Origin of the sequence: Vallicoccus soli (assembly GCF_003594885.1) — a bacterium.
Lineage (GTDB): Bacteria > Actinomycetota > Actinomycetes > Motilibacterales > Motilibacteraceae > Vallicoccus > Vallicoccus soli.
The window spans coordinates 166485-188708 of sequence record NZ_QZEZ01000001.1 but is presented as its reverse complement, the minus strand read 5'-3'; the positions used below and the strand labels follow the sequence as shown (position 1 = coordinate 188708).

Sequence of the window (22224 nt, the reverse complement as noted above, 5' to 3'; positions counted from 1 at the left end):
CGTGGCGGGGCCGGTCGACCCGCGCCTGCTGCGCGAGGCGCGGCCCGCGGCGGCGTACCTGGTGCTCTGCGTCGCGGTCGGCCTCGTCACGGCGGTCCTCGTCGTGCTGCAGGCCGAGCTCGTCGCCTCCGCCGTGGCCCGTGCCGTCCACGGCGCCGGGCCGGGGCAGGTCGGCGGGGCCGTCCTGGCGCTGGGCGCGGTGCTGGCGGCCCGCGCCGGGCTGTCCTGGCTGACCGAGTCCCTCGCGGCCCGCACCTCCGCCGCGGTGCGGGCCCGCCTGCGCCGCCGGCTGCTCGAGCACGTGCTGCTCCTGGGCCCGCAGCGGCTGGCCCGGCACCGCGCCGGGGAGGTGACGACGCTCGCGACGCGCGGCCTCGACGCGCTCGACCCGTGGTTCGCCCGCTACCTGCCCCAGCTGCCGCTGGCGGCGCTGGTCCCCGCCCTCGTCGGCCTGCGGATGCTCGTCGCCGACCCGCTCTCCGGGCTCGTCGTCGCGGTGACCGTGCCGCTGGTGCCGCTCTTCATGGTGCTCGTGGGGCTGGCGACGCGCGAGCGCACGCGGCGCCGGTGGCGCGCGCTGGAGCGGCTCGGCGGGCACTTCGCCGACGCGCTGGGCGGGCTCGCCGAGCTGCGCGCGTACGGCCGCTCGCGCGGCTACGCGGACGCCGTGCGGGAGGTCAGCGAACGGCACCGCCGGGAGACGATGGGCACGCTGCGCGTGGCCTTCCTGTCCTCGCTGGTGCTCGAGCTCGTGGCGACGCTGTCCGTCGCGCTGGTCGCGGTGTCGATCGGGCTGCGGCTCGTCCACGGCTCGGTCGACCTCGAGACCGCGCTGCTGGTGCTGCTCCTCGCACCGGAGGCCTACCTGCCGCTGCGGCGGGTCGGCGAGCAGTACCACGCCGCTGCCGAGGGCGCCGCCGCGCTGGAGAGCGCCTTCGCGGTGCTCGGGGAGCCCCTCCCGGAGCACGGCGACCGGCCGGCGCCGCGGCCCGGCCGCATCGAGCTGCAGGACGTCGCCGTGACGTACGAGGGCGCCGACGGCCCCGCCCTCGAGGGGCTCTCCCTCGTCGTCGAGCCCGGGACGGTGCTGGGGCTTGTCGGTCCCAGCGGGGCCGGGAAGTCCACGGTGCTGGGCCTGCTGCTCGCGACGGTGCGGCCCACGCGCGGACGCGTGCTCGTCGACGGGACCGACCTGGCCGACGTGCCGCCGGACGCCTGGCGCCGGCACGTCGCCTGGGTGCCCCAGCGCCCGCGCCTCGTGGCCGGGACGGTCGCCGAGAACGTCGCGCTCGGCACCACCGCCGCGGCGGCGGAGGTCGCGGCGGCCGCGTCCGCCGCGCAGGTCGACCTGCCGCTCGACCTCGTCGTGGGCGAGCGGGGCGCCACCCTGTCGGCGGGGCAGCGCCGCCGCGTCGCGCTGGCCCGCGCGTTGCTGCGCGACGCCCCGCTGCTCCTGCTCGACGAGCCGAGCGAGGACCTCGACGACGCGACGGAGGCCCAGGTGCTCGCCGCCCTGGCCGCGCAGGCCGGCGGTCGTACCGTCGTGCTCGTCACCCACCGCCGTGCGGCGCTGGACCTCTGCGACGCCGTCGAGGTCGTCGTGCCGCCCCTCGCGACCGCGGGGAGCGCCCGGTGAGCCCGTCCGCGCTGCTGCGGCCGGCGGCGCGGCGCCTCGCCATCGCGGCGGCGGTCGGGAGCCTCGCGCTCGGCTGCGGCGTCGCCCTCATGGCGTGCTCGGCGTGGCTCATCAGCCGGGCGGCGCAGCACCCGCCGGTGCTGGTGCTCTCCGTCGCGGTCGTGGGCGTGCGCGCCTTCGGGCTGGGGCGGCCGGTGCTGCGCTACCTGGAGCGGCTGCTGGCCCACGACGCGGCGCTGCGGCTGCTCGCGGGCCTGCGGGTGCGCGTCTTCCGGGCGGTGGACGCCGGGGGCGCCGGCGGCCTGGCCGGGCGGCGCCGGGGGGACCTCCTCGCGCGGCTCGTCGCGGACGTGGACGCGGTGCCCGACCTCGCGCTGAGGGTGCTGCTGCCGGCGGTCGCCGCCGCCGCGGTGTCGCTGGGGAGCGCGGCCCTGCTCGCCGCGGTGCTGCCGGCCGCGGCGCTGCTGCTGCTCGCCGGGCTCGGCGTCGCCGGGGTGGCGGCACCGGCGCTGACCGCGGCGACGGCGCGTCGCGCGGAGCGCTCTGCCGCCACCGCGCGGGCCGACGTCGCGGCCGCGGCGGCCGAGCTCGTGGGGGCCGCGCCGGACCTGCTCGTGCTCGGCGCCGGGCCGGCCCGTCTGGACCACCTCGACCGGCTCGAGGCCCGGCTCGCGGCGGCCGAGCGCCGGTCCGCGCGCTGGGCGGGGGCCGGCACGGCCCTGTCGCAGCTCGGGCTGGCGGTGCCGGTCGCCGGCGGCCTGCTCGTGGGGGTGCCGGCCGTGCGCACGGGCGCCCTCGACCCGGTGCTGCTCGCGCTGGTCGTGCTCGTGCCGCTCGCGGTCGCCGAGGCGGTGGCCGGGCTGCCGGCCGCGGCCGTGGCCCTGCAGCGCGCCCGGGCCGCTGCGGCGAGGGTGCAGGAGGTGCTGGCGCAGGAGCGGCCGGCGGCGCGCCCGCTCGCGGGGCCGGACGCCTCCGGGGCGCCGACGGGCGTGCCCGACCTGCTCGTGGAGGGGGCGACGCTGCGCTGGCCGGGGGCGGCCGCCCCCGTGCTGCGGGACGTCGACCTCGTGGTCCCCGCCGGTGCCCACGTCGGGGTGGTGGGTGCCAGCGGCGCGGGCAAGAGCACGCTCGTCGCCGCGCTGCTCGGCGCGCTGGTGCCCGAGCGCGGGCGGGTGCGGGTCGGCGGCGAGGACCCCGCCGCGCTGGGCGACGCGGTGGCCAGCCGGCTCGCCTGGTGCGGCCAGGACGCGCACGTCTTCCACACGTCGGTGCGCGAGAACCTGCGGCTCGCCGCACCGGGCGCGGCGGACGCCGACCTCGAGGCGGCCCTGCGCGCCGTACGCCTCCTCGACCGCGTCCGCACCCTGCCCGCCGGCCTCGGCACCGTGCTCGGCGAGGAGGGCGCCACGCTCAGCGGCGGCGAGCGCCAGCGGCTCGCCCTGGCCCGCGCCCTGCTCTCGGGCGCCCCGGTGCTGCTCCTCGACGAGCCCACGGCGCACCTCGACGTCGCGCTCGCCCGCGAGCTCACCGCCTCGCTGCGCGAGGCCGCCCGCGGTCGCACCCTGGTCGTCGTCACCCACCGCGCCGAGGCGCTGCAGGGGCTCGACGCCGTGGTCCGGGTCGACGCCGGCACGGTCACGCCGCTCACGGCGCCGCTGGCGGCGTAGCTCCGGGCGCGTCCTGCGCTGACGCACGGGCCGCGGGGACTCCCTCCGGGGCGCGAGCCGCCTGCGCAGGACCTCGCCGGGGCCGGCCGCGGCCGGACCGACGCGGCGGGCTCCCACCGGCGCCGGGTGAGGCGCTGGGCGAGGTGGCGTTCGTGGCGGCGGGGTCGCTGCTCGGGGTCGACCCACCGCGGCGGCACCACCTCCACCACGGTCCCGGCCCGACCCTCGTGGGCGGTTCACCCCCGCGCCTCCGCCGGCTCCCACCGCGCCACCCCGGCCGACCACCGCGCCGTCGACCCGGCACCCGCCGCCGCGTGCACCCCCCGCACGTCCGCCTCACGCACCACCGCCAGCAGCACAGCGTCCAACCGGCCCGCGACCCCAGCACCGCCGCCACCACCTGCGACAGCTCCCCGTCGGCACCTGCCACACCGCACCACCCGCGCCACCAGCACCCGCAGCACCCGGGTCCTCCGCGGCGACCGCGCGCGGGTCGGACGTCACCAGCGACACCGACCCCAGCACCGCCGCGACCTCGCCCAGCGCAGCCGCCACCGGCGACCCCACCACCTGCTCCACCCCGCTGCGAACCCACGTTCGAGCACCGACAGCTCCACGACCAGGAGGGCGCTATCCCACGGCAGCGCACCACAGCCACCCGTACGGCGCAGGCCCTCCGCCCCGCGCCGCCGCCCGACGACCGCCCGTGGCCGACGGCGGCCCCGCCTCAGCCCAGCCGCTGCCCCCGCACGACCTCGAGCGGCAGCCGCAGGAGCACGTCGTACGGCCCCCACGCCTCCCCGGCCCGCCGCCGCAGCTCCGGCTCCTCCTCCGGCGCGACCAGCTCGGCCAGGCCCGTGGCCGTCACCGCCCACCCGCCGTCACCGTGCAGGTCGTCGGCGTGCAGGGCCACGACGCTCCCCGGAGCGGCGGTGGCGACCTCCGAGCCGGCGGGCGCGGCGAACACGAGGCAGCCCCCGTCGGCCACGGGCACCACCGGGGCCACCGCCGGCAGCGCCCGGTGGACGTACACGAGCCGCGCCAGCGCAGCGGCCAGCAGCAGGGCCCGGCTCTCCTCGGACCCCAGCTCACCACCCGCCGCACGACCGACCATGCCCCGCAGCATCGGCCCGCGCGGGGCCCGGCGGCAGGGTCGAAGGTCACGTACCGCGCCGTACCCTCGGCGGGTGGCCGAGAGGATCCCGGAGCCCGCGCCGTCGAGCGCCCTGCGACCGCTGGAGCGCGTGCACCTCGACGAGCTCCTCGCCGAGCTCCTCGACCGCGTCGGCGAGGTCGTCTCCACCCAGGAGCGGCTGCGCCAGCTCCTCGACGCCGTCGTGGCGCTCGGCTCCGACCTCGACCTGCGCAGCCTGCTCCAGCGCATCACCGGCACGGCGTGCCGGCTCTCCGGCGCCCGCTACGGGGCGCTCGGCGTCATCGGCCCGGACGACACCCTCGTCGAGTTCATCACCCACGGCATCACCGACGAGGAGCGCGCGCGCATCGGCCCTCCGCCTGAGGGCCACGGCGTCCTCGGGCACCTCATCACGCACCCGGCCCCGATCCGCCTGCCCGACATCCGCGAGCACGCGGCGTCGTACGGCTTCCCGGCCCACCACCCGCCGATGACGACGTTCCTCGGCGTCCCCCTGCGGGTGCACGGGCAGGTGTTCGGCAACCTCTACCTCACCGAGAAGGCCGGGGGCCACCAGTTCACCGACGACGACGAGACGGTGGTCACCGCCCTCGCCTCGGCCGCCGGCATCGCCGTCGAGAACGCCCGCCTGTTCGAGAGCGCCCGGCGCCACCAGCGCTGGCTCGAGGGCGCCGCCGCCGCCGCCGAGGCGGTGCTCGGCCCGGCCGACGGGCGCGGCGCCGCCCGGGTCGTCGCGGAGCAGGCCCTGGCGCTGACCGGCGCGGACGCCGCCCTCGTGGCGGTCCGCCAGGGCGACCTGCTCGAGGTGCGCGCGGCGGACGGTCCCGGCGCCCGCGCGGCCGAGGGGGTGCGCCTCGCCGCCGACGACGGGGCGCTCGGCGAGGCGCTCTCCGGCGACGCCGTCGTCGTCCCGGACCTCGCCGCCGCCGTCCCGGGCCTCGGGGCCGCCGTCCCCGCGGGTACGGGCCTGCTGGTGCCGCTGCCCGGCCCGCAGGGGCCCGTCGGCGTGCTGCTGCTCGCGCGGCCCGGTCCCGGTGGCGCCGGCCTCGTCGCCGACGACGTCCCCGAGCTGCAGTCGTTCGCCGACCAGGCCTCCCTCGGTCTGCAGAGCGCGCGGGCCCGTGAGGACCGCCAGCGCATCGCGGTGCTCGAGGACCGCGACCGCATCGCCCGCGACCTGCACGACACCGTCATCCAGCGCCTCTTCGCCGTCGGGCTCCGGCTGCAGACCGCCGCGGAGCTCGCCGGCCCCGGCCCCGCCGAGGAGCGGGTCCTCGCCGCGGTGGAGGACATCGACGTGACGATGCGGGACCTGCGCGCGGCGATCTTCCAGCTGCACCGGCGGCGCGACGACACCGGGCTCGCCGCGGAGCTGGCCCGCCTCGTCGAGGACGCCCGGCACCACCTCGGCACCTCCCCCCGGCTGGTGCTCGACGGGCCGGTGGACCTCGGCGTGCCGCCCGAGGTGCGCCACGACCTCCTGGCGGCCCTGCAGGAAGCGCTCTCCAACGTCGTGCGCCACGCCGGTGCCCGCCACGTCGAGATCCACCTGTCGGTGGACCGGGAGGCCGTGCGCCTGACGGTGCAGGACGACGGCCGCGGCGTCGGCTCGCCCGAGCACCGCAGCGGCCTCGCCGGCCTCGACGCGCGGGCGGCCCGCCACGGCGGCACGTCCTCCGTCGCCGACCGCGACGGCGGCGGCACCGTCCTGACCTGGACCGTGCCCGTCAGCGGCCGGTGAGCCGGGTGGCGAAGATCGCCGCCTGCGTGCGCCGCTCGAAGCCGAGCTTCGCGAGCACGCTCGACACGTAGTTCTTCACCGTCTTCTCCGCGAGCGAGAGCCGCTCGCCGACCTCGCGGTTCGTGAGCCCCTCGGCGACGAGCATGAGCACCCGCCGCTCCTGGACGGTCAGCCCCGCCAGCTCCTCGGGCTCGTCGGGGCCGGCCTGCAGCCGCTCCTGCACCCGCTGCACGAGCACCGGGTCGAGCAGGGACTTGCCCGCCGCGACCCGGCGCACGGCGTCGAGCAGCTCGCGCGAGCGCACCGTCTTCAGCACGTAGCCCGACGCGCCCGCCAGCACCGCCGACACGAGGGCCTCGTCGTCGTCGTACGAGGTGAGGACGAGCCCCCGCACCGACGGGTCGACCGAGCGCACGTCCCGGCACACGTCGATCCCCGATCCGTCGGGCAGCCGGGCGTCGAGCACCGCCACGTGCGGGCGCAGCGCCGGGATCCGCCGGGACGCCTCCTGCGCCGACCCCGACTCGCCGACGACCTCGAACCCCCCGGCGTGCTCGAGCAGCTCGCGCAGCCCCGAGCGCACCAGCTCGTGGTCGTCGAGGAGGAAGACCCGCACCACGCCCGTCCCGTCCATGCGCCCAGTCCTACCGCAGGCCGGCGGGGCCGGGCCGGGACCTTCGGCCCTGCCGCCGTACGGGCGCCGCAGCGAGCCTGGGAGCAGACGACCCGAGGAGGAGCCGTGCACCCCACCCCACCGCGCGCGCCGGCCGGCGCCCGCGTCCTGGTGAGCGTCGCCAGCAAGCACGGGGCCACCGCCGAGATCGGCGAGCGCGTCGCCCAGGTGCTGCGCACCGGGGGGCACGACGTCGACCTCGTGCGGCCCGACGACGTCGGCGCCGTCGACGGCTACGACGCGGTCGTGCTCGGCAGCGCGGTGTACGCGGGGCACTGGCTCGCCCCCGCCCGCGCCCTCGCCCTGCGCCTCAGCGCGCAGCTGGTCCTGCGGCCGGTCTGGCTCTTCTCGAGCGGACCGGTCGGGGACCCGCCGTACCCGGTCGGGGAGCCGGTCGACGTGGAGCGGGTGCTGGCGAGCACCGCGGCCCGCGACCACCGCGTGCTGCCGGGCCGCGTGGAGCGCGCCCGGCTGTCGTTCGCGGAGCGGGCGGTGCTGCGCGCGCTGCGGGCGCCCGAGGGCGACTTCCGCGACTGGGCGCAGGTCGAGGACTGGGCCGCCGGGATCGGGCGGGCGCTGGCGCCCTCCCGCGTCGGCTGACCGCACGAGCGGGCACGGGGACCACGGGGACCACGAGGAGCACCGGGAGGGGCTGTGCAGCAGAGGGTGACCGTCGGGGTCGACGGGGGCGGGACGGGCGCGCACGCGCTGGACTGGGCGGTGCAGGAGGCGTCGCGGCGCAGGGTGCCGCTGCGGCTCGTCAACGTCGCGGACCTCGCCGCGCACGAGGCGGCGCTCGCGCCGGTGCCGGGGGCGTTCTACGGGCTGCTGCTCGAGCAGGGGCGCAAGGCCCTGGAGCAGGCGCAGGCGCACGTCGCGGCCGTCGCCCCCGACCTGCGGGTCGAGGTCGTGGAGCGCCGCGGCGGGCGGGTGCCCGAGCTCGTCGAGGAGAGCGGGCGCTCGGCGGTGCTCGTCCTCGGTGCGCACGAGTCCCTCGTCGGCGCGCGCGGCGTCGGCTCGCTCGTCACCCACCTGGCGGCGCGCAGCCGGTGCCCCCTCGTCGTCGTCCGCTCCCCGCTCCCGGCGGGCACGGGCCCCCAGCGGGTCGTCGTGGGCGTCGACGGCAGCGCGTGCTCGCTCGACGCCGTGCCGTTCGCGGCGGAGCAGGCCTCCGCGGCGGGCGCGCTCCTGCAGGTGGTCATGGCCGTCACCGCCCCGCTCGAGCTCTGGGTCCACGAGGACTTCCGCACCCAGCTGGTGCAGGAGGCGCGGTGCTGGGTCTCGGAGTCGGTGGCCGGGGTGCGCGAGCGCCACCCCGACGTCCGGGTGGAGGAGTGCGTCGTGGCCGCCCACCCCGTACCGGCCCTCGTCGACGCCGGCCGCGGCGCGCGGCTGCTCGTCGTCGGCTCGCACGGGCGCGGCGCCTTCGCGGGCATGCTGCTCGGCTCCGTGAGCCGCGCGGTCCTCCGTCGCGCCGAGTGCCCCGTCGCGGTGGCCCGCCGGAGCGCGCCGTGAGCGCGGACGGCGCGCAGCGCCTGCACCTGCACCCCGACGCCTGCTGGACCCTGCTCGCCTCCCAGCGCGTGGGCCGGCTCGCGGTCGTCGCGGGGCACTGGCCCGTCGTCCACCCGGTCAACTACGCCCTGCACGACCGGGTCGTCGTGCTGCGCCTCGCGCCCGGGCTGGTGCTCGACGCCGCCGACCACGCGAACGCCTCGCTGCAGGTCGACCAGGTCGACCCCGTGCACGAGGCGGGCTGGTCGGTCCTCGTGCGGGGGCTCGCCGAGGTCCTCGGCCCCGAGCACGACGAGGCGCTCGTGCGGGCCAGCGCGGCCACGGGCCTCGAGCCCTGGGCCCCCGGCCCGCACGAGCACTGGGTCAGGCTCATCCCGCAGCGGGTCACGGGGGTCCGCCTCGTCCCCGCGCCCCTGCCGCCGGCCTTCGAGCAGCACGGGTACCTCTGAGCGGCCCGCACCAGCGCGGCCCCGGAGCAGCCGGAGCAGGCCCGAGCAGGCCCGAGCGCAGGCCCGAGCAGGCCCGAGCAGGCCCGAGCAGGCCCGAGCAGGCCCGAGCAGGCCCGAGCAGGCCCGAGCAGGCCCGAGCAGGCCCGAGCAGGCCCGAGCAGGCCCGAGCAGGCCCGAGCAGGCCCGAGCAGGCCCGAGCAGGCCCGAGCAGGCCCGAGCAGGCCCGAGCAGGCCCGAGCAGGCCCGAGCAGGCCCGAGCAGGCCCGAGCAGGCCCGAGCAGGCCCGAGCAGGCCCGAGCAGGCCCGAGCAGGCCCGAGCAGGCCCGAGCAGGCCCGAGCAGGCCCGAGCAGGCCCGAGCAGGCCCGAGCAGGCCCGAGCAGGCCCGAGCAGGCCCGAGCAGGCCCGAGCAGGCCCGAGCAGGCCCGAGCAGGCCCGAGCAGGCCCGAGCAGGCCCGAGCAGGCCCGAGCAGGCCCGAGCAGGCCGGAGCGACCCGGGCCGCCGCGAGCGGCCCGGCGCCGGCGGCACCGGCGGGGACCCTCAGCCCGTCCGCGCCCGGGCGCCCGTGGCGGGCCGGATGCGCCGGCCGCTGACGAGGGTCGGGCGCACCCGCAGGAGCAGGTCGCGCGGGCCGGGCGCCCAGGCCTCGACGAGGCGCTCGGCCCGCTCCGCCTGCTCCGGCCCGGTGACGCGCTCGAGGCGCCCCTGGAGCACCACGCTCCAGCCCGCCCGCAGCGCCGGCTCGACCTCGTCGACCTCGAACGCCACGACTCGGCCCACCGCCGCGGCGAGCTGGGAGCTGGCGAGGGTGCGCAGCAGCACGTCCTCGCCGTCGAGGGCGTACGTCACCGGGACGACCGCGGGCAGCGGACCGCCCCCGTGCACGACCCGTCCCACCTGCTGGTCCGCGAGCAGCGCGAGGCACTCCGCGCGCTCCATCATCGTCATCTCCGCGTCCACGCCCCCGACGGTGCCCCCCGCGCCGCACCGCGGCCAGGGCCCTAGGTCCCGGTCCCGGACCCGGGGCCCGGCGGTGCGCCGCACCGGCGCGGCGGCCGGGCGCGGGCGGTTCGCCCCGCGCGGCGGGGGTACGTCCGGCGCATGGCTGGATTCCAGGTGACCGAAGTGCAGAAGGCCCTCAAGGGCGCCAACTACCCCATGGACGGCGCGGCGCTCTCCGAGCTCGCCCAGTCCAACGGTGCCGACCAGGAGCTCGTGGACGCCCTCAAGGGCGTGCGCGAGGTGGACGGCCCGAACACGGTGATGCAGGAGCTCAAGGGCCAGCTCGGCGGCCCGACCGACGGCTGAGCGGCCGTACGGCGCCCGCGGCGCCCGGCCGGGCCACCGCCCCGGTCGGGCGCCGCGGCGCTACCCGGGCCCGGGCGGGGACGGGGGTGGACGGCCGGAGCGGCGGTGGCGTACGTTCGCCCTCCGCAGCGCGGCGGTGGAGGAAGCCGATGAAACCTCGGCACGGTCGCGCCACTGTGTCCGGCCCCCGGCGCCCAGCGCGCCGAGGACCGGGAGTCAGACCCTCCGCCGCCGGTCACCCCACGACGGGACGCACGATCCCGAGGAGGCCCCCGTGTCCAGCCCCTCCCTCCCCCTGCCCGGCCCGGCCCTGACCGGCACCGCGGTCGAGGCCCCGAGCCTGCCGACCGTGCCGGTGCGCGAGCTCCTGCCCTGGGCGCTCTTCGCCGCCGTGCTGGGCCTGGTCCTCGTCTACTTCGTCGGCGCCGAGCAGGGCGCCACGTCGCTGGTCTCCGGCGAGGCCGTGCACGAGTTCGTGCACGACGGCCGCCACCTGCTCGGCTTCCCCTGCCACTGAGGCGGGGGAGCGTGGCACGCACCCTGCTCGTCCGCGGCCTGCTCGCCGGGCTCGTCGCGGGCCTGCTCGCCTTCGTGGTCGCCTGGTCCTACGGCGAGGCCCCGCTCCGCGACGCCATCGCGGTCGAGAGCGCGGCGGGCGGCCACGACCACGGCGCCCACGACCACGGCGCCGCCACCGGCACCGACGAGGCGCCCGGCACCGACGACGAGGAGCTCGTCAGCCGCTCCACCCAGAGCGGGGTCGGCCTGCTGACCGCCACGACGCTGTACGGCGTGGCGCTCGGCGGCGTCTTCGCCCTCGTCCTGGGCGCCGCCTCCGGCCGGCTCCGCGCGCTCGGGCTCACCGGCGCCCGCTCGACGGCCGGCGTGCTCGCGCTGGTCGGCTTCGTCGCCGTCTACCTGGTCCCGTTCCTCGTGCAGCCGGCGAACCCGCCCGCGGTGGGCGACCCGGACAGCATCGGGACGCGCACGGCGACGTACTTCGCCATGGTCGCGGCCTCGGTCGCCCTCGCGGTCGCCGCGGCCGTGCTGGCCGGGGCGCTCGTGCCGCGGCTCGGCCGCTGGGACGCGGTGCTGGTGGCGGTCGGCGCGTACGTCGTCGGCTGCGCCCTGGTCGCGCTGCTGCTGCCCGACCAGCAGGTGTCCAGCGAGGGCTTCCCCGCCGACGTCCTGTGGCGCTTCCGGGTGAGCACGCTCGCCGTGCAGGCCGTGCTCTGGGCTGCGCTGGGCCTGGTGACCGGCGCGCTCGTGGACCGGCACCTGCGCGGCCGGGGCGCCCACCGGACGGCTCCCCCCGTGCCCGCCGGTGCCTGAGGCCGGTCCCGCCCCGCAGGACCTCGCGACGGCCCTGCGCTCCCTCGGGGGCGCGGGGCCGTTCTTCATCCTCGAGGGACCCGGGCCGGGCGATCCGCCCGGCGGGTGGCGGCCGGTCGGCGCGCTCGTCGCCGACGAGGCCCTCCTGCGGGGGCGGGTGGAGGCGGGCCGCGCCCTGCTCGCCCGCCTCGCCGGGCTGGCGCCGGGGGAGGTCGAGCAGCGCGTGGCCGCGTCCGTGGTCGTCCTCGGCGTCGCAGCGCGGCTCAGCGCGCCCGTCCTCGGCCTCGCGGCGCTGCACGGCATGGTCCCGCAGCCGGACGGGCTCCGGTGGCGCGACGCGGGACCCGGCCCCGTGGCCCTGCGCCTCGACCCCGGTACGTCGTGGGCCGCCACCGGCGGCGCGCCCCGGCTGGCCGACGCGCTGCAGGAGCAGCTCGTCGAGCCCCTGCTCGTGCCGCTGGCGCGCACCGCGCGGCGGGTCGCCCCCCTGGCCCGGGCCCTGCTCCTGGGGAACGTCGCCTCGGGGCTCGCGGGCGCGGCCGCGGTGCTGGCCCGCCACGACGCGGAGGCCGGCGGGCGCGCGCACGACCTGGTCGACCGGCTGCTGGCCCGCCACCCCCTGCGGGGCGCGGGCGGCGCGTCGCGCGGCTTCCGGCGCTCGACCTGCTGCCTCTACTACCGGCTGCCGGGCGGGGGGACGTGCGGCGACTGCCCGCTGCCGGCGGGCACGGCCTTGGCTCCGGGGCGGAGCTCAGGTTAGGCTTCCCTGACCCCGAGCCGAGGAGCGCCGTGCACCGCCACGACGACGCGCCGCGCCTGCGCCTGCAGCGCGGCCAGGTCACCGTCCTGCTGGGGCCCGAGGGCGCCCGCGACCGCGTGCGCTCCGCGCTCGACCCCCGCGCGGCGCGCTGCGCCGGCGGGCACGCCGTGCGTGGCGTGCTGCGCGTCGAGCCCGCCCCGGGCGAGCCCGCGGCCGCGCGCGTCGCGGCCCTCGACGAGGCCTGCCGGGAGCGCGTGCCGGTGCTCCTCGCCGTACGGCCCTCGGCCGGGCTCGCCGCGGCCGAGCGACGCGACGTCCTCGCCGCGGTGCGCCGCGTCGCGGCCACCGGCGCGGCCGTGCTGCTCGACGACGCCGACCCCGTGGCGGCGCTGGCCGTGGCCGACGCCGCCCTGCGGTGCGGCGACGACGGCTCCCTCGCCCACGACGACCTGGCCGTGCCGGCCCTCGCCGCGCCCTAGCCGGTCACGCCGGCCCGGCGGCAGGTCGGCCGACGCCGAGGGCAGCCCGGGCTCGTCGCGCCCCGGCCGTCAGCGCGGCTCGAAGGTCAGGCAGTCGGCGACGTCGCGCGCCGGCCCCACGCGCACCGACGGCGCGCCGCACTCGAGGTCGTCGTTGTGCCGGCACTCCTGCCGGTGGCAGGCCCCGACGCGGCCGACCCGGTCGAGACCGCCCTTGAGCGGGATCTCCACGAAGGTGCCGCAGTGGGCGTGCTCGCCACCGACGGTGATCGCGCCCGCGTGGCAGGCGGCGTCCGCGTTGTACGAGCAGCTGCCGACGGAGCACTCCTGGACCGGGGGCAGCTCCTGGACGGTCGACATGTCCTTCTCCTCCTCGTCGCCGGGCGACCCGTGACGGCCGGGTCGTGCCCCAGCGTGCCGGGTCCGCACAGGTCCGTCCAGGCAGGAGAGGCTTGCCTGCGCGCGCCCCGGACCCCTCGTGCGCGCGGTGCGCCTGCGCCTAGGGTGGCCCGCGTGACGACGACGGCACGGGGTGCGCTGCGCGCCCTGCGCTGCCTCGTCGCGGCCGGCACGACGACGGCGCTGGGCGTGCTCGCGCACGTCCTGGCCTCCGGCCACCCGCCGGACGCCCTCGCCGCCCTGCTGTCCGCGGCGCTCGTCGCGGCGCTCTGGTGGCCCGCCACGCGCCGCCCGGTCGGTGCCGCCGAGGTGCTGGCGCTGCTGGCCCTCGGGCAGGTGGCGGTGCACGTGCTCCTGCACGCGGCCGGCGCCGCCGGGCACGCGCACGGCGCGCTGCCCGCCGCCGACCCCGTGCTGCCGCCGGACGCGATGGGCCTCGCCCACGTCGTCGCGACGCTCGCCGCGGCCGTCGTGCTCCGCGCGGGCGAGCGGGCCGCCGCCGCCCTGCTGGAGCTGCTGCGCCCGCTCGTGCGCCTGCTCGTGGCCCGGGCGCTGCCCGCCCGCGCCCCGCTGGCGCGACCGGCCGCGCGGCCCGTGCCGCTGCGCCCGCGCCTGCTCGTGCTCGACGCCGCCCGTCGCGGCCCCCCGGCGCACCGCCGGGCCGTCGCCGCCGCCGCCGTCCGCTGAGACGGGGTGCGGGGCCGGCCCCGCCGTGCCCCCGACACCCCGCGTCCCAGGACGGACCCCCGTGAACCCACCCCCAGGCCCCGCCGTGCCCGGCGCCGCCCCGCAGACCGCCCCGCCGACCACCCCGCCGACCGACGCCCGCACCGGCCCCGACAGCCGCACCGGCGGCCGCACCGACGGCGCCGCCCGTACCGCCCTCGTCCGCCCCCGCACCTCGCCGGAGGGCCCCAGCGCCCCCCGTGCCGGCTGGTGGCGCCCGCTGCTGCTGCGCTGGCACTTCTACGCCGGCGTCCTCGTCGGCCCGTTCCTGCTCGTCGCGGCGCTCAGCGGCGCCCTCTACGCCGCCACGCCGCAGCTCGAGCAGGTCGTCTACCGCGACGAGCTGCGCGTCGACCCGTCGCCGACGCAGCTGCCGCTCGGCCAGCAGGTCGAAGCCGCGTTCGCCGTGCACGACGCCGAGGACCTCGTCGCGGTGCGCCCCGCGCCGACGCCCTCCGACACGACCCGCGTCATGTTCGCCGTCGGCGACCTCGCGGAGTCCGAGACCCGGGCCGTCTTCGTCGACCCCGGGACGGGCGAGGTGCGCGGCGAGCTCACCGTGTACGGCACGAGCGGCGTCCTCCCGCTGCGCACCTGGGTCAGCCAGCTGCACCGGCACCTGCACCTCGGCGAGCCCGGACGCCTCTACAGCGAGCTCGCCGCCTCGTGGCTGTGGGTGCTCGCCCTCAGCGGCCTCGTGCTGTGGACGGCGCGCGCGCGGCGCCGGGCGCGCGCCCGGCGGCTCCTGCTGCCCGACCTGTCGGCCTCGGGCCGGCGGCGCACCCGCAGCTTCCACGGCGCCGTCGGCGCGTGGACCTCGCTCGGCCTCCTGGCGCTGTCGGCGACCGGCCTCACGTGGTCGACGTACGCCGGGGCCGGCGTCTCCGACCTCCGCAGCGCGCTGGGCTGGTCGACGCCCGCGGTGAGCACGGCGCTGCCCGGCAGCGAGGGCACCTCCGAGCCGGCCGGCGAGCACGCGGACCACGGCGGGCTCGCGGGGCACGAGGGGCACGGCGCCGACGTGCACCCGGCGGCGCTGGCCTCGGACTACGAGCGCGCGCTGGCCGTCGCCCGCGACGGCGGGATCGACGCCGGCAAGGTCGAGGTGGAGCCGCCGGCCGGCGAGGGCGCGGCGTGGACCGTCACCGAGATCGACCGCGGCTTCCCGACCGACGTCGACGCCGCGTCGGTGGACCCCGCGAGCGGCACCGTCGTGGACCGGGTCGACTTCGCCGACCACCCGCTCATGGCCAAGCTGGCCCGCTGGGGCGTCGACCTGCACATGGGCTCGTGGGGCCTGCTCAACCAGCTCGTGCTGCTCGCCCTGGCCCTGGGCCTGGCCTGCACGATCGTCTGGGGCTACCGGATGTGGTGGCAGCGCCGGCCCGACCTGTCCCGCCGCGGCGGGGTGGGGCGGCCGTACCCGCGGGGCGCCCTGCGCTCGGCCCCGCCGTGGGCGGTCGCGCTCGTCGGCCTCGCCGCGCTCGCCGTGGGCTGGGCCCTGCCCCTGCTCGGGGTGAGCCTGCTCGCGTTCCTCGCCGTCGACGTGCTGCTCGGGCTGCGCGCCCGGCTGCGGCGGCGCACGCCCGCCGGCGCCTGACCCGCGCACCCCCGCGCCACGAGCGCACACCCGAGCCCCGCCGGGCCCGCCCCTGTCCGTGGGGCGGGCCCGGCGGCCCCGCACGCCCCAGGAGGACCACGCATGACCACGCGCACGACCCGTACGACCCGCGCCCGCCGCGCCCCTGCCGCGCTCCTGCTGCTCGCCGCGCTCGCCGGCGGCCTCGCCGGCTGCGCGTCGGCGGACGAGGAGGGCACGTCGGGCGCCGCCCCCGCGGCGTCCGCCAGCCCGTCCGCCAGCCCGCCCGCCAGCCCGCCCGCCAGCCCCTCTGCCGCTGTCCCCGCCCCCGGCACGACCGCGCCCGAGGCGCCCGACGCCACCGCGGCGCGGGAGATCGAGGTGGCCATCGCCGACGGCGAGGTCAGCCCGGCGACGGGCACGTACGACATCGCCGAGGGCGACCGCGTGCGGATCACCGTGACCAGCGACGAGCAGGACGAGCTGCACGTGCACGGCTTCGGCGGCCCGTCGCTCGACCTCGAGCCCGGCGTGCCCGGCACCCTGGAGCTCACCGCCGACGAGACCGGCCAGTTCGAGGTCGAGACGCACGGGGCGGGGCTGCTGCTCTTCACGCTCGCGGTGCGGTAATTGCCGCCGGCGGAGATCGACATATGCACACGTCGCTATACGTGCTACGGTCCTGCGGTGCCTGACGAGCAGCCCGACGGCCGCCCCGGGGGCGACCCCGCCCTCCTGGCGGCCGCCGAGCTGTTCAAGGTGCTGTCGACCCCGCTCCGGCTGGGCATCGTCGTGGAGCTCGCGCGGGCCGAGCGGCGGGTCCAGGAGCTGGTCGACGCGCTGGGGGCCTCGCAGCCCCTGGTGAGCCAGCACCTGCGGCACCTGCGCGCCGCGCACCTCGTGCGCGGCGACCGGCAGGGCCGCGAGGTCGTCTACGCGCTCGCGGACGAGCACGTGGCGCACATCGTCCTCGACGCGGTGCAGCACGCCGCCGAGGACCGCCCCGTCGCGACCTGACCGGGCGCACGACCACCCGCACGACCACCAGCACGACCACCGCCGACGGACGCCCGGTCCGCCGTCGCCCCGCCCTGCCCCGGCGCCCGCCGCGCCGGGGAGCACGAGAGGAACCCCGCATGACGGTCACCGACCACCGCACCGCCGAGTCCCACGGGCACACCCACGGCCCCGCCTGCGGGCACGAGGCCGTGATCCACGAGGACCACGTCGACTACCTGCACGACGGCCACGCCCACCACGAGCACGACGGCCACTACGACGAGTGCGCCACCTGCTCGTGCCAGGGCTGCACCGACCTGTGCGCGAACTGCTCGTGCACGGACTGCACCTGCGCCACGTGCAACCACAACACCTGCGCCTGCGCGCACTGCTCCGACAGCTGCGCGAACTGCACCTGTGCCGACTGCTCCTGCAGCACCTGCAAGCACGCCGCCTGAGCACAACCGCCTGAGCACAGCCGCCTGAGCGTGCCTCACCCTCCCGCCTGAGGGTGCCCCTCGAGCGGCTTCCCCGCCTGAGGGTGCCCCTCAGCAGACTCGACTCTGCTGAGGGTGCCCCTCATCCGGCACCGCTGCCTCAGGGTGCCCCTCATCCGGCACCGCTGCCTGGGGGTGCCCCTCATCCGGCACCCCTGCCTGAGGGTGCCCCTCATCCGGCACCGCTGCCTGAGGGTGCCCCTCATGGCGCACACAAGGCCGTCACGCCGGCGCACCCGCGGCAGCAGCGGGGGCGCCGGCGCGCGGCACCAGCCGGACCTGTCCCGGCCCCGCCCGGCCGGCCGCGCGGGAGGACGGGCTCGGGCGCGGCCGGGCCCCACCCGGCTCAGCCCGCGGCGGCCCGACCCAGCGGCAGCTCGAGGTGCACCGTCGCCAGGCGAGGGTCGGCCTCGCGCCCGCGCTCGTCGAGCACGACGACGGCCCCGAGGGAGCGCCAGAACGGCAGCGCGGCGGGGGTGCGGGCGTTCGTGTGCAGGCAGAGGACGTCGTACCCGGCGGTCGCGGCGAAGGCGCGGCAGCCCTCGGCGAGCGCGCGGGCCAGGCCCCGCCGCCGGTGCGCCGGGTCGGTCGCGACCCGGACGAGCTGCGCGACGCGCCCGGCGCGGGCGTACCGCTCGACCATGGCGGCCGGCGCCGTCGGCCCGCCCGGCCGGACCCCCGCCGTGGCGACGACCCGGCCGTCGCCGTCGACGGCGACGAGCAGCGTGCGCCCGGGCGCGAGGTAGGTCTGCGCCGCGCGGTCGAGGTCGCGGTGCCACGCGGGCTCGTAGCCGTAGCCGAGGTCGCGCAGGGTGACGTCGAGCACGAGCGCGCGCACCGCGGCCAGGTCGGACGGTCCGGCGGGGCGGACCGCGTACCCGCCGACGGGGGCGGGCGCGCGCTCGAGGACCGTCATGCGGGCGACGCTAGCGCGTGTGCTTCGCTGTTGCGAAGTCCTCGCAGCAACCGCACCCGGAGGCAGCCCGTGCCGCGCGCCCTGGACCGCTGGTCCGCGCTCGCCCTGCTCCGGCGGGTCGACCCCGTGGCGCGCCTGCTCGTGCTGACGATGCTCGCCTTCAACGTCGGCTTCTTCATGGTGCTGCCGTTCCTCGCGGTGCACCTCGGCGAGGACCTCGGCCTCGCGGCCGGCACCGTCGGCCTCCTGCTGGGACTGCGGACGGCGAGCCAGCAGGGGCTGTTCCTCCTCGGGGGCACGCTGGCGGACCACCTGGGCACCCGGCCGGTCGTGCTCACGGGCATCGTCGTGCGCATCGCGGGCTTCGTGCTGCTCGGCGCCGCGCAGGGCCTCGGCGGCGTCGTCGCCGGGGTCGTGCTCGTCGGCGTGGCGGGCGCGCTCTTCACGCCGGCGGTGGAGGCGGCGCTCGCGCGGACGACGCAGGAGCGCGGGGACGGGCCGTCGCGCAGCGAGGTCTTCGCGCTCAACGGCGTCTGCTCGCAGGTGGGCACCCTGCTCGGCCCCGCCCTCGGCACCGCGCTGCTGCTCGCCGGCTTCCGGGCCTCCTGCCTGGTGGCCGCGGCGGTCTTCGCCGGCGTCCTCGCCGTCCACCTGCGCCTGCTGCCGCGCGACGCCCCCGCGCACCGCGGCGCGCCGGTGCTCGCCGGCTGGGGCGAGGTGCTGCGCGACCGGCCGTTCCTGCTCTTCGCCGCGGCCTCCTGCGGCTACCTCGCCACCTACCACCAGCTCTACCTGGCGCTGCCCCTGGAGCTCGCGCGCAGCACCGGCTCCGACGCCGCGGTCGGCCCCTTCTTCGTCGGCGCGTCGCTGCTCGTCGTCCTCGCCCAGCTGCCCCTCACCCGGTGGGCGGAGCGGCGGCTGGGGACCGTACGGTCCCTCGTGCTCGGCTTCATCGCCCTCGCCGCCGGCGCGCTCCTCGTCGCCGCGGTCCGCCAGGCGCAGCCCGGCGCGTCGGGCGCGCTCGTCGCCGCGGCGGGCGGCTTCGTGCTGCTGCTCACGCTCGGGCAGATGCTCCTGCTGCCGGTGACCCGCGACGTCGTCGCGCGCCTGGCGGCAGGGCGCCACCTCGGCGCGCGCTACGGGCTGCTGAGCACCGCGGGCGGCGTCGCCGTCCTCGCGAGCGGCGCGCTGGTCGGGCGCGCCTTCGACGCGGGTGGGGCCGCGGGGCCGGCCCGGGCGCTGCCCTGGCTCCTGGTCGCCGCGCTGCCCGCCGCGGGCGCGGTGGCCGTCGCGCTGCTGCGCCGCCACCTCCGCCCGCTTCCTGCGAACGCTGCGCAATTGCACACGCGTCGCGGGGCGTGGGAGGCTGCCGGCACGACCACCGCTGCACCCCCCAGGAGGACCCCGGCATGAGCGCAGGCCCCGCGCCCGCGCCGCCGCGCCCGGGGGCGCCCGCCGGGGCCGGCGCGAACGCGGCCGATCGGCTCGGCCTCGCGCGGCGCCGGCGCCGGGCCGTGCTGTGGACCGGGGGGCTGCTGGCCCTGCTCGTCGTCAGCGTCCTCGTGGCGGTCGGCGCCGGGGCGGTGGCCGTGCCCCCGGCGACCGTCGCCGCCGTGGTCGGCCACCACACCCTCGGCTGGCCCGCGGAGCAGGCGTGGAGCCCGAGCCAGGACGCCATCGTCTGGCAGGTGCGGGTGCCGCGCGTGCTGCTCGCGGTCCTCGTCGGCGCGGGGCTCGCCGTCTGCGGCGCCGCGCTGCAGGCCATGGTGCGCAACGTGCTCGCGGACCCGTACCTGCTGGGGATCGGCTCCGGGGCGTCCAGCGGCGCCGCGGCGGCGATCCTCTTCGGCGTCGGGGCGGGCTTCGGCGATTACGCGCTCCAGGGCAGCGCCTTCGTCGGCGCCCTCGCCGCCGCGCTGCTCGTGTTCCTCGTCGCGCGGTCGGCGGGGACGGTGACCTCCGTGCGGCTGCTGCTCGCCGGCGTCGCCGTCGGGTACGCGCTCTACGCCGCCACGAGCTTCCTCATCTTCGCCTCCGGCTCGGCCGAGGGCGCGCGGTCGGTGCTCTTCTGGCTGCTCGGCTCGCTCGGCCTCGCGCGCTGGGGCGGCCCGCTCGCGGTCGTCGCCGTCGTCGTCGCGCTGACCGTGGCGCTGCTGGCGCTCCGGGGCCGGCGGCTCGACGCGCTCGCGATCGGCGACGACACCGCGCTCTCGCTCGGGGTGTCCCCCACGGCCTTCCGCACGCGGCTCCTCGTGCTCGTCTCGCTCTGCGTCGGCGTGCTCGTCGCGGTCTCGGGGAGCATCGGGTTCGTCGGGCTCGTCGTGCCGCACCTCGCGCGGCGCGCCGTCGGCGCCGCGCACGCCCGCGCGGTCCCGGTCGCGGCCCTCATGGGCGCGGTGTTCCTCGTCTGGGCCGACGTCGTCGCCCGCGTCGCCCTGCAGCCGCGCGAGCTGCCCATCGGCATCGTCACCGCCCTGGTCGGCGCCCCGTTCCTGCTGACCCTCGTCCGCCGCCTCCACACCGCCTGACGGCGCGACCCGACACCACCCGGAGGACCCCCCCGTGACCGCCCGCCGCCGCACCGCCCTCGCCCTCGCCGGGGCCGCCGTCCTCGCCCTGCCGGCCTGCGGCGCGGACGCCGGTGCCGGCGACCAGGGCGGCGCGGCCGCCGCGGGCGGCGCGTACCCGCTCACGCTGGAGAACTGCGGCGCGGAGGTCACCCTCGACGCCCCGCCGGAGCGGGTGGTGCTCCTCAAGAGCGCGCCCGTGACGTACCTGCACGAGCTGGGGGTCCTGGACCGGGTGGTGGCGCGCGCCGGGGCCTACCCGCGCGGGTACTACGACGACGCCACGTGGGCGGAGCTGCAGGAGGTGCCGCTGCTCACCGACGAGCTCGACGCGAGCGGGCACCTGCAGCTCTCCCCGGAGTCGGTGCTCGACCTCGAGCCCGACCTCGTGCTCGGCCAGACCGACAACCTGGACCGCGCCACGCTGGAGGCGGTCGGCGTCCCGCTGCTCGAGGAGCCGGCCCTGTGCCCCGACCCGCCCGAGGAGCCCTCCTTCGCCGCCGTGGAGGAGCAGCTGCGGGCGTACGGGCGCGTCTTCGACCGCGAGCAGCGCGCCGAGGAGCGCGTCGCCGCCCTGCGGGCCGAGCTCGAGCAGACGACCGCGTCCGTGGTCGACGCGCCCGAGGGCGAGGCCCGCACCGCGGCCGTGCTCTACCCGACCGTCGGCGGCGGCACGCTCTACGCGTACGGCACCCGGAGCATGGCGCACCCGCAGCTCGAGGCCGCCGGCTTCGAGGACGCCTTCGCGGACGTGGACCAGCGGGTGTTCGAGGTGACGCTCGAGGAGGTCATCGGCCGCGACCCGGACGTCCTCGTCCTGCTGCACTCCGAGGGCGAGCCGGGCCCGGTGCGCGAGGCGCTGGCGTCGCTGCCGGGGGCCGACCGGCTCACCGCGGTCCGCGAGGACCGGCTCTTCACGCAGCTCTTCAACTTCACCGAGCCGCCGTCGCCCCTCGCCCTGGAGGGCCTGCAGCGGCTCGTCGCGTGGGACCGGGGGGCGCGGTGATCGAGGCCGAGGGGGTGTCCTTCGCGTACGGCGCCACGGAGGTGCTGCACGGCGCCTCGCTGCGGGCGCGGCCGGGGCGCGTCCTCGGGCTCATCGGCCCGAACGGGAGCGGCAAGACGACCCTGCTGCGCACCCTGTACGGCTCCCTCCGCCCGTCGGCGGGCAGCGTGCGGCTGGACGGGACAGCGCTCTCCGAGTTGTCCGCGCTCACGCTCGCGACGCGGCTCGCGGTCGTGGTGCAGGAGCACGGCGGCGACGTGCCGCTGACCGTCGCCGACATGGTGATGCTCGGGCGCTCGCCCCACCTGGGGACGTTCTCCCGCGCCGGCGGGCACGACGAGGAGGTCGCGGAGGGGGCCCTGCTGAGGGTCGGGGCGCTGCACCTCGCCGACCGGCCCTTCGCCGCCCTGTCCGGCGGGGAGAGGCAGCGGGTCCTGCTCGCCCGGGCGCTGGCGCAGGAGGCCGACCACCTGCTGCTCGACGAGCCCACCAACCACCTCGACGTGCGCTACCAGCACGAGGTGCTCGCGCTCGTCCGCGGCCTCGGCACCACCGTCGTCGTCGTGCTCCACGACCTCGGTCTGGCCGAGCGCTACTGCGACGACCTCGTGCTGCTGCAGGGCGGGCGGGTCGTCGCCACCGGCACCCCCGCGGAGGTCCTCGTGCCCGGGGTGCTCGAGCCGGTGTACGAGGTGCGCGTGCGCCGCGTCGAGGTCGACGGGGAGGCCCACCTCGCGCTGCGGCCCCGCGACCCCGCGCGGCCCGGGCCCGCCGCGGGAGCGGTCCCGGCGGGCCGCTGAGCGGGAGCCCCAGGCGTCGC

General features: G+C 78.9%; 24 protein-coding genes and 1 pseudogene. 20 read left to right on the top strand and 5 right to left on the bottom strand.

Going from position 1 to position 22224, the window contains the following annotated elements; translation table 11 throughout:
* The first annotated feature begins 1 nt into the window (after position 1).
* Together cydD and cydC are read left to right on the top strand one after the other, a co-directional pair.
* Positions 2–1636 carry a thiol reductant ABC exporter subunit CydD gene (gene cydD, locus D5H78_RS00940; protein WP_119948547.1) on the top strand — a complete coding sequence of 545 codons (1635 nt, stop codon included), beginning with the start codon at positions 2–4 and terminating at the stop codon, positions 1634–1636.
* Entirely contained in the window at positions 1633–3303 is a 1671-nt protein-coding gene (gene cydC / locus D5H78_RS00935) for a thiol reductant ABC exporter subunit CydC (RefSeq protein ID WP_165865545.1), read from the top strand. The genes cydD and cydC overlap by 4 nt, the downstream gene beginning before the upstream one ends.
* A 727-nt stretch (positions 3304–4030) precedes the next feature.
* On the opposite strand, the gene D5H78_RS00925 is transcribed toward cydC, so the two are convergent.
* Positions 4031–4417, bottom strand: coding sequence for a pyridoxamine 5'-phosphate oxidase family protein (locus D5H78_RS00925; RefSeq protein ID WP_165865544.1), 387 nt, complete (start codon positions 4415–4417; stop codon positions 4031–4033).
* Between the two features lie 73 nt (positions 4418–4490).
* Here D5H78_RS00925 and D5H78_RS00920 point away from each other — a divergent pair, with 73 nt between their 5' ends.
* On the top strand, positions 4491–6200 hold the full coding sequence (locus D5H78_RS00920) for a sensor histidine kinase (RefSeq protein ID WP_218566089.1): 1710 nt from the start codon (positions 4491–4493) through the stop codon (positions 6198–6200).
* Here the strand turns inward: D5H78_RS00920 and D5H78_RS00915 are convergent.
* Positions 6187–6819, bottom strand: coding sequence for a response regulator (locus D5H78_RS00915; RefSeq protein ID WP_119949248.1), 633 nt, complete (start codon positions 6817–6819; stop codon positions 6187–6189). The two genes, D5H78_RS00920 and D5H78_RS00915, sit on opposite strands and share 14 nt — an antisense overlap.
* 120 nt (positions 6820–6939) lie before the next feature.
* On the opposite strand from D5H78_RS00915, the gene D5H78_RS00910 reads away from it, so the two are divergent.
* The 3 genes from D5H78_RS00910 to D5H78_RS00900 are packed head-to-tail and all read left to right on the top strand — an operon-like array spanning position 6940 to position 8837.
* Entirely contained in the window at positions 6940–7473 is a 534-nt protein-coding gene (locus tag D5H78_RS00910; RefSeq protein ID WP_119948543.1) for a flavodoxin domain-containing protein, read from the top strand.
* A gap of 54 nt (positions 7474–7527) precedes the next feature.
* The gene (locus tag D5H78_RS00905) at positions 7528–8388 is read left to right on the top strand and encodes a universal stress protein (protein WP_119948542.1); all 861 of its coding nucleotides are present in this window, start codon (positions 7528–7530) and stop codon (positions 8386–8388) included.
* On the top strand, positions 8385–8837 hold the full coding sequence (locus D5H78_RS00900; RefSeq protein ID WP_165865543.1) for a pyridoxamine 5'-phosphate oxidase family protein: 453 nt from the start codon (positions 8385–8387) through the stop codon (positions 8835–8837). Before D5H78_RS00905 ends, D5H78_RS00900 begins: the two co-directional genes overlap by 4 nt.
* A 539-nt stretch (positions 8838–9376) precedes the next feature.
* Here the strand turns inward: D5H78_RS00900 and D5H78_RS00895 are convergent.
* Positions 9377–9796 carry a pyridoxamine 5'-phosphate oxidase family protein gene (locus tag D5H78_RS00895; protein WP_218566088.1) on the bottom strand — a complete coding sequence of 140 codons (420 nt, stop codon included), beginning with the start codon at positions 9794–9796 and terminating at the stop codon, positions 9377–9379.
* 156 nt (positions 9797–9952) lie between these two features.
* Here D5H78_RS00895 and D5H78_RS00890 point away from each other — a divergent pair, with 156 nt between their 5' ends.
* From D5H78_RS00890 to D5H78_RS00870, 5 genes are all read left to right on the top strand, one after another.
* On the top strand, positions 9953–10144 hold the full coding sequence (locus D5H78_RS00890) for a DUF2795 domain-containing protein (RefSeq protein WP_218566087.1): 192 nt from the start codon (positions 9953–9955) through the stop codon (positions 10142–10144).
* A gap of 310 nt (positions 10145–10454) precedes the next feature.
* Positions 10455–10661 (top strand): CbtB domain-containing protein, encoded by a 207-nt coding sequence (locus tag D5H78_RS00885; protein WP_119949246.1) that lies wholly within the window; start codon positions 10455–10457, stop codon positions 10659–10661.
* Positions 10662–10672: 11 nt separating this feature from the next.
* Positions 10673–11476: a CbtA family protein gene (locus D5H78_RS00880; RefSeq protein WP_119948539.1), complete on the top strand. Its 804-nt coding sequence runs from the start codon at positions 10673–10675 to the stop codon at positions 11474–11476.
* A complete protein-coding gene (locus D5H78_RS00875; protein WP_119948538.1) occupies positions 11469–12236 on the top strand; it encodes a (2Fe-2S)-binding protein in 768 nt (255 codons plus the stop codon). The genes D5H78_RS00880 and D5H78_RS00875 overlap by 8 nt, the downstream gene beginning before the upstream one ends.
* A 29-nt stretch (positions 12237–12265) precedes the next feature.
* Positions 12266–12715 (top strand): hypothetical protein, encoded by a 450-nt coding sequence (locus tag D5H78_RS00870; protein WP_218566085.1) that lies wholly within the window; start codon positions 12266–12268, stop codon positions 12713–12715.
* Between the two features lie 69 nt (positions 12716–12784).
* Here D5H78_RS00870 and D5H78_RS00865 read toward each other — a convergent pair whose 3' ends face one another.
* Positions 12785–13075 carry a DUF1540 domain-containing protein gene (locus D5H78_RS00865; protein ID WP_119948537.1) on the bottom strand — a complete coding sequence of 97 codons (291 nt, stop codon included), beginning with the start codon at positions 13073–13075 and terminating at the stop codon, positions 12785–12787.
* 153 nt (positions 13076–13228) lie between these two features.
* Here D5H78_RS00865 and D5H78_RS00860 point away from each other — a divergent pair, with 153 nt between their 5' ends.
* The 5 genes from D5H78_RS00860 to D5H78_RS00840 all read left to right on the top strand — a co-directional run bounded on the left by D5H78_RS00860 (position 13229) and on the right by D5H78_RS00840 (position 16876).
* The gene (locus D5H78_RS00860; protein ID WP_119948536.1) at positions 13229–13801 is read left to right on the top strand and encodes a hypothetical protein; all 573 of its coding nucleotides are present in this window, start codon (positions 13229–13231) and stop codon (positions 13799–13801) included.
* Between the two features lie 61 nt (positions 13802–13862).
* A complete protein-coding gene (locus D5H78_RS00855; RefSeq protein ID WP_218566084.1) occupies positions 13863–15440 on the top strand; it encodes a PepSY-associated TM helix domain-containing protein in 1578 nt (525 codons plus the stop codon).
* A 102-nt stretch (positions 15441–15542) separates the two neighbouring features.
* On the top strand, positions 15543–16049 hold the full coding sequence (locus D5H78_RS00850) for a cupredoxin domain-containing protein (RefSeq protein WP_119948535.1): 507 nt from the start codon (positions 15543–15545) through the stop codon (positions 16047–16049).
* A gap of 57 nt (positions 16050–16106) precedes the next feature.
* Positions 16107–16436 carry an ArsR/SmtB family transcription factor gene (locus D5H78_RS00845; RefSeq protein WP_165865542.1) on the top strand — a complete coding sequence of 110 codons (330 nt, stop codon included), beginning with the start codon at positions 16107–16109 and terminating at the stop codon, positions 16434–16436.
* Between the two features lie 119 nt (positions 16437–16555).
* Positions 16556–16876 carry a hypothetical protein gene (locus D5H78_RS00840; protein WP_119948534.1) on the top strand — a complete coding sequence of 107 codons (321 nt, stop codon included), beginning with the start codon at positions 16556–16558 and terminating at the stop codon, positions 16874–16876.
* A 385-nt stretch (positions 16877–17261) separates the two neighbouring features.
* On the opposite strand, the gene D5H78_RS00830 is transcribed toward D5H78_RS00840, so the two are convergent.
* Positions 17262–17831: a GNAT family N-acetyltransferase gene (locus D5H78_RS00830; protein ID WP_119948532.1), complete on the bottom strand. Its 570-nt coding sequence runs from the start codon at positions 17829–17831 to the stop codon at positions 17262–17264.
* Between the two features lie 69 nt (positions 17832–17900).
* On the opposite strand from D5H78_RS00830, the gene D5H78_RS00825 reads away from it, so the two are divergent.
* The 4 genes and pseudogenes from D5H78_RS00825 to D5H78_RS00810 all read left to right on the top strand — a co-directional run.
* Complete coding sequence (locus tag D5H78_RS00825; protein WP_218566083.1) at positions 17901–19244, top strand: MFS transporter; 1344 nt, start codon at positions 17901–17903, stop codon at positions 19242–19244.
* Positions 19241–20359: a FecCD family ABC transporter permease gene (locus tag D5H78_RS00820; RefSeq protein WP_119948531.1), complete on the top strand. Its 1119-nt coding sequence runs from the start codon at positions 19241–19243 to the stop codon at positions 20357–20359. The genes D5H78_RS00825 and D5H78_RS00820 overlap by 4 nt, the downstream gene beginning before the upstream one ends.
* Positions 20360–20393: 34 nt before the next feature.
* The gene (locus D5H78_RS00815) at positions 20394–21404 is read left to right on the top strand and encodes an ABC transporter substrate-binding protein (protein ID WP_119948530.1); all 1011 of its coding nucleotides are present in this window, start codon (positions 20394–20396) and stop codon (positions 21402–21404) included.
* A gap of 56 nt (positions 21405–21460) precedes the next feature.
* A pseudogene (locus tag D5H78_RS00810) lies at positions 21461–22204 on the top strand (ABC transporter ATP-binding protein); the annotation flags it as partial.
* Positions 22205–22224: the final 20 nt, after the last annotated feature.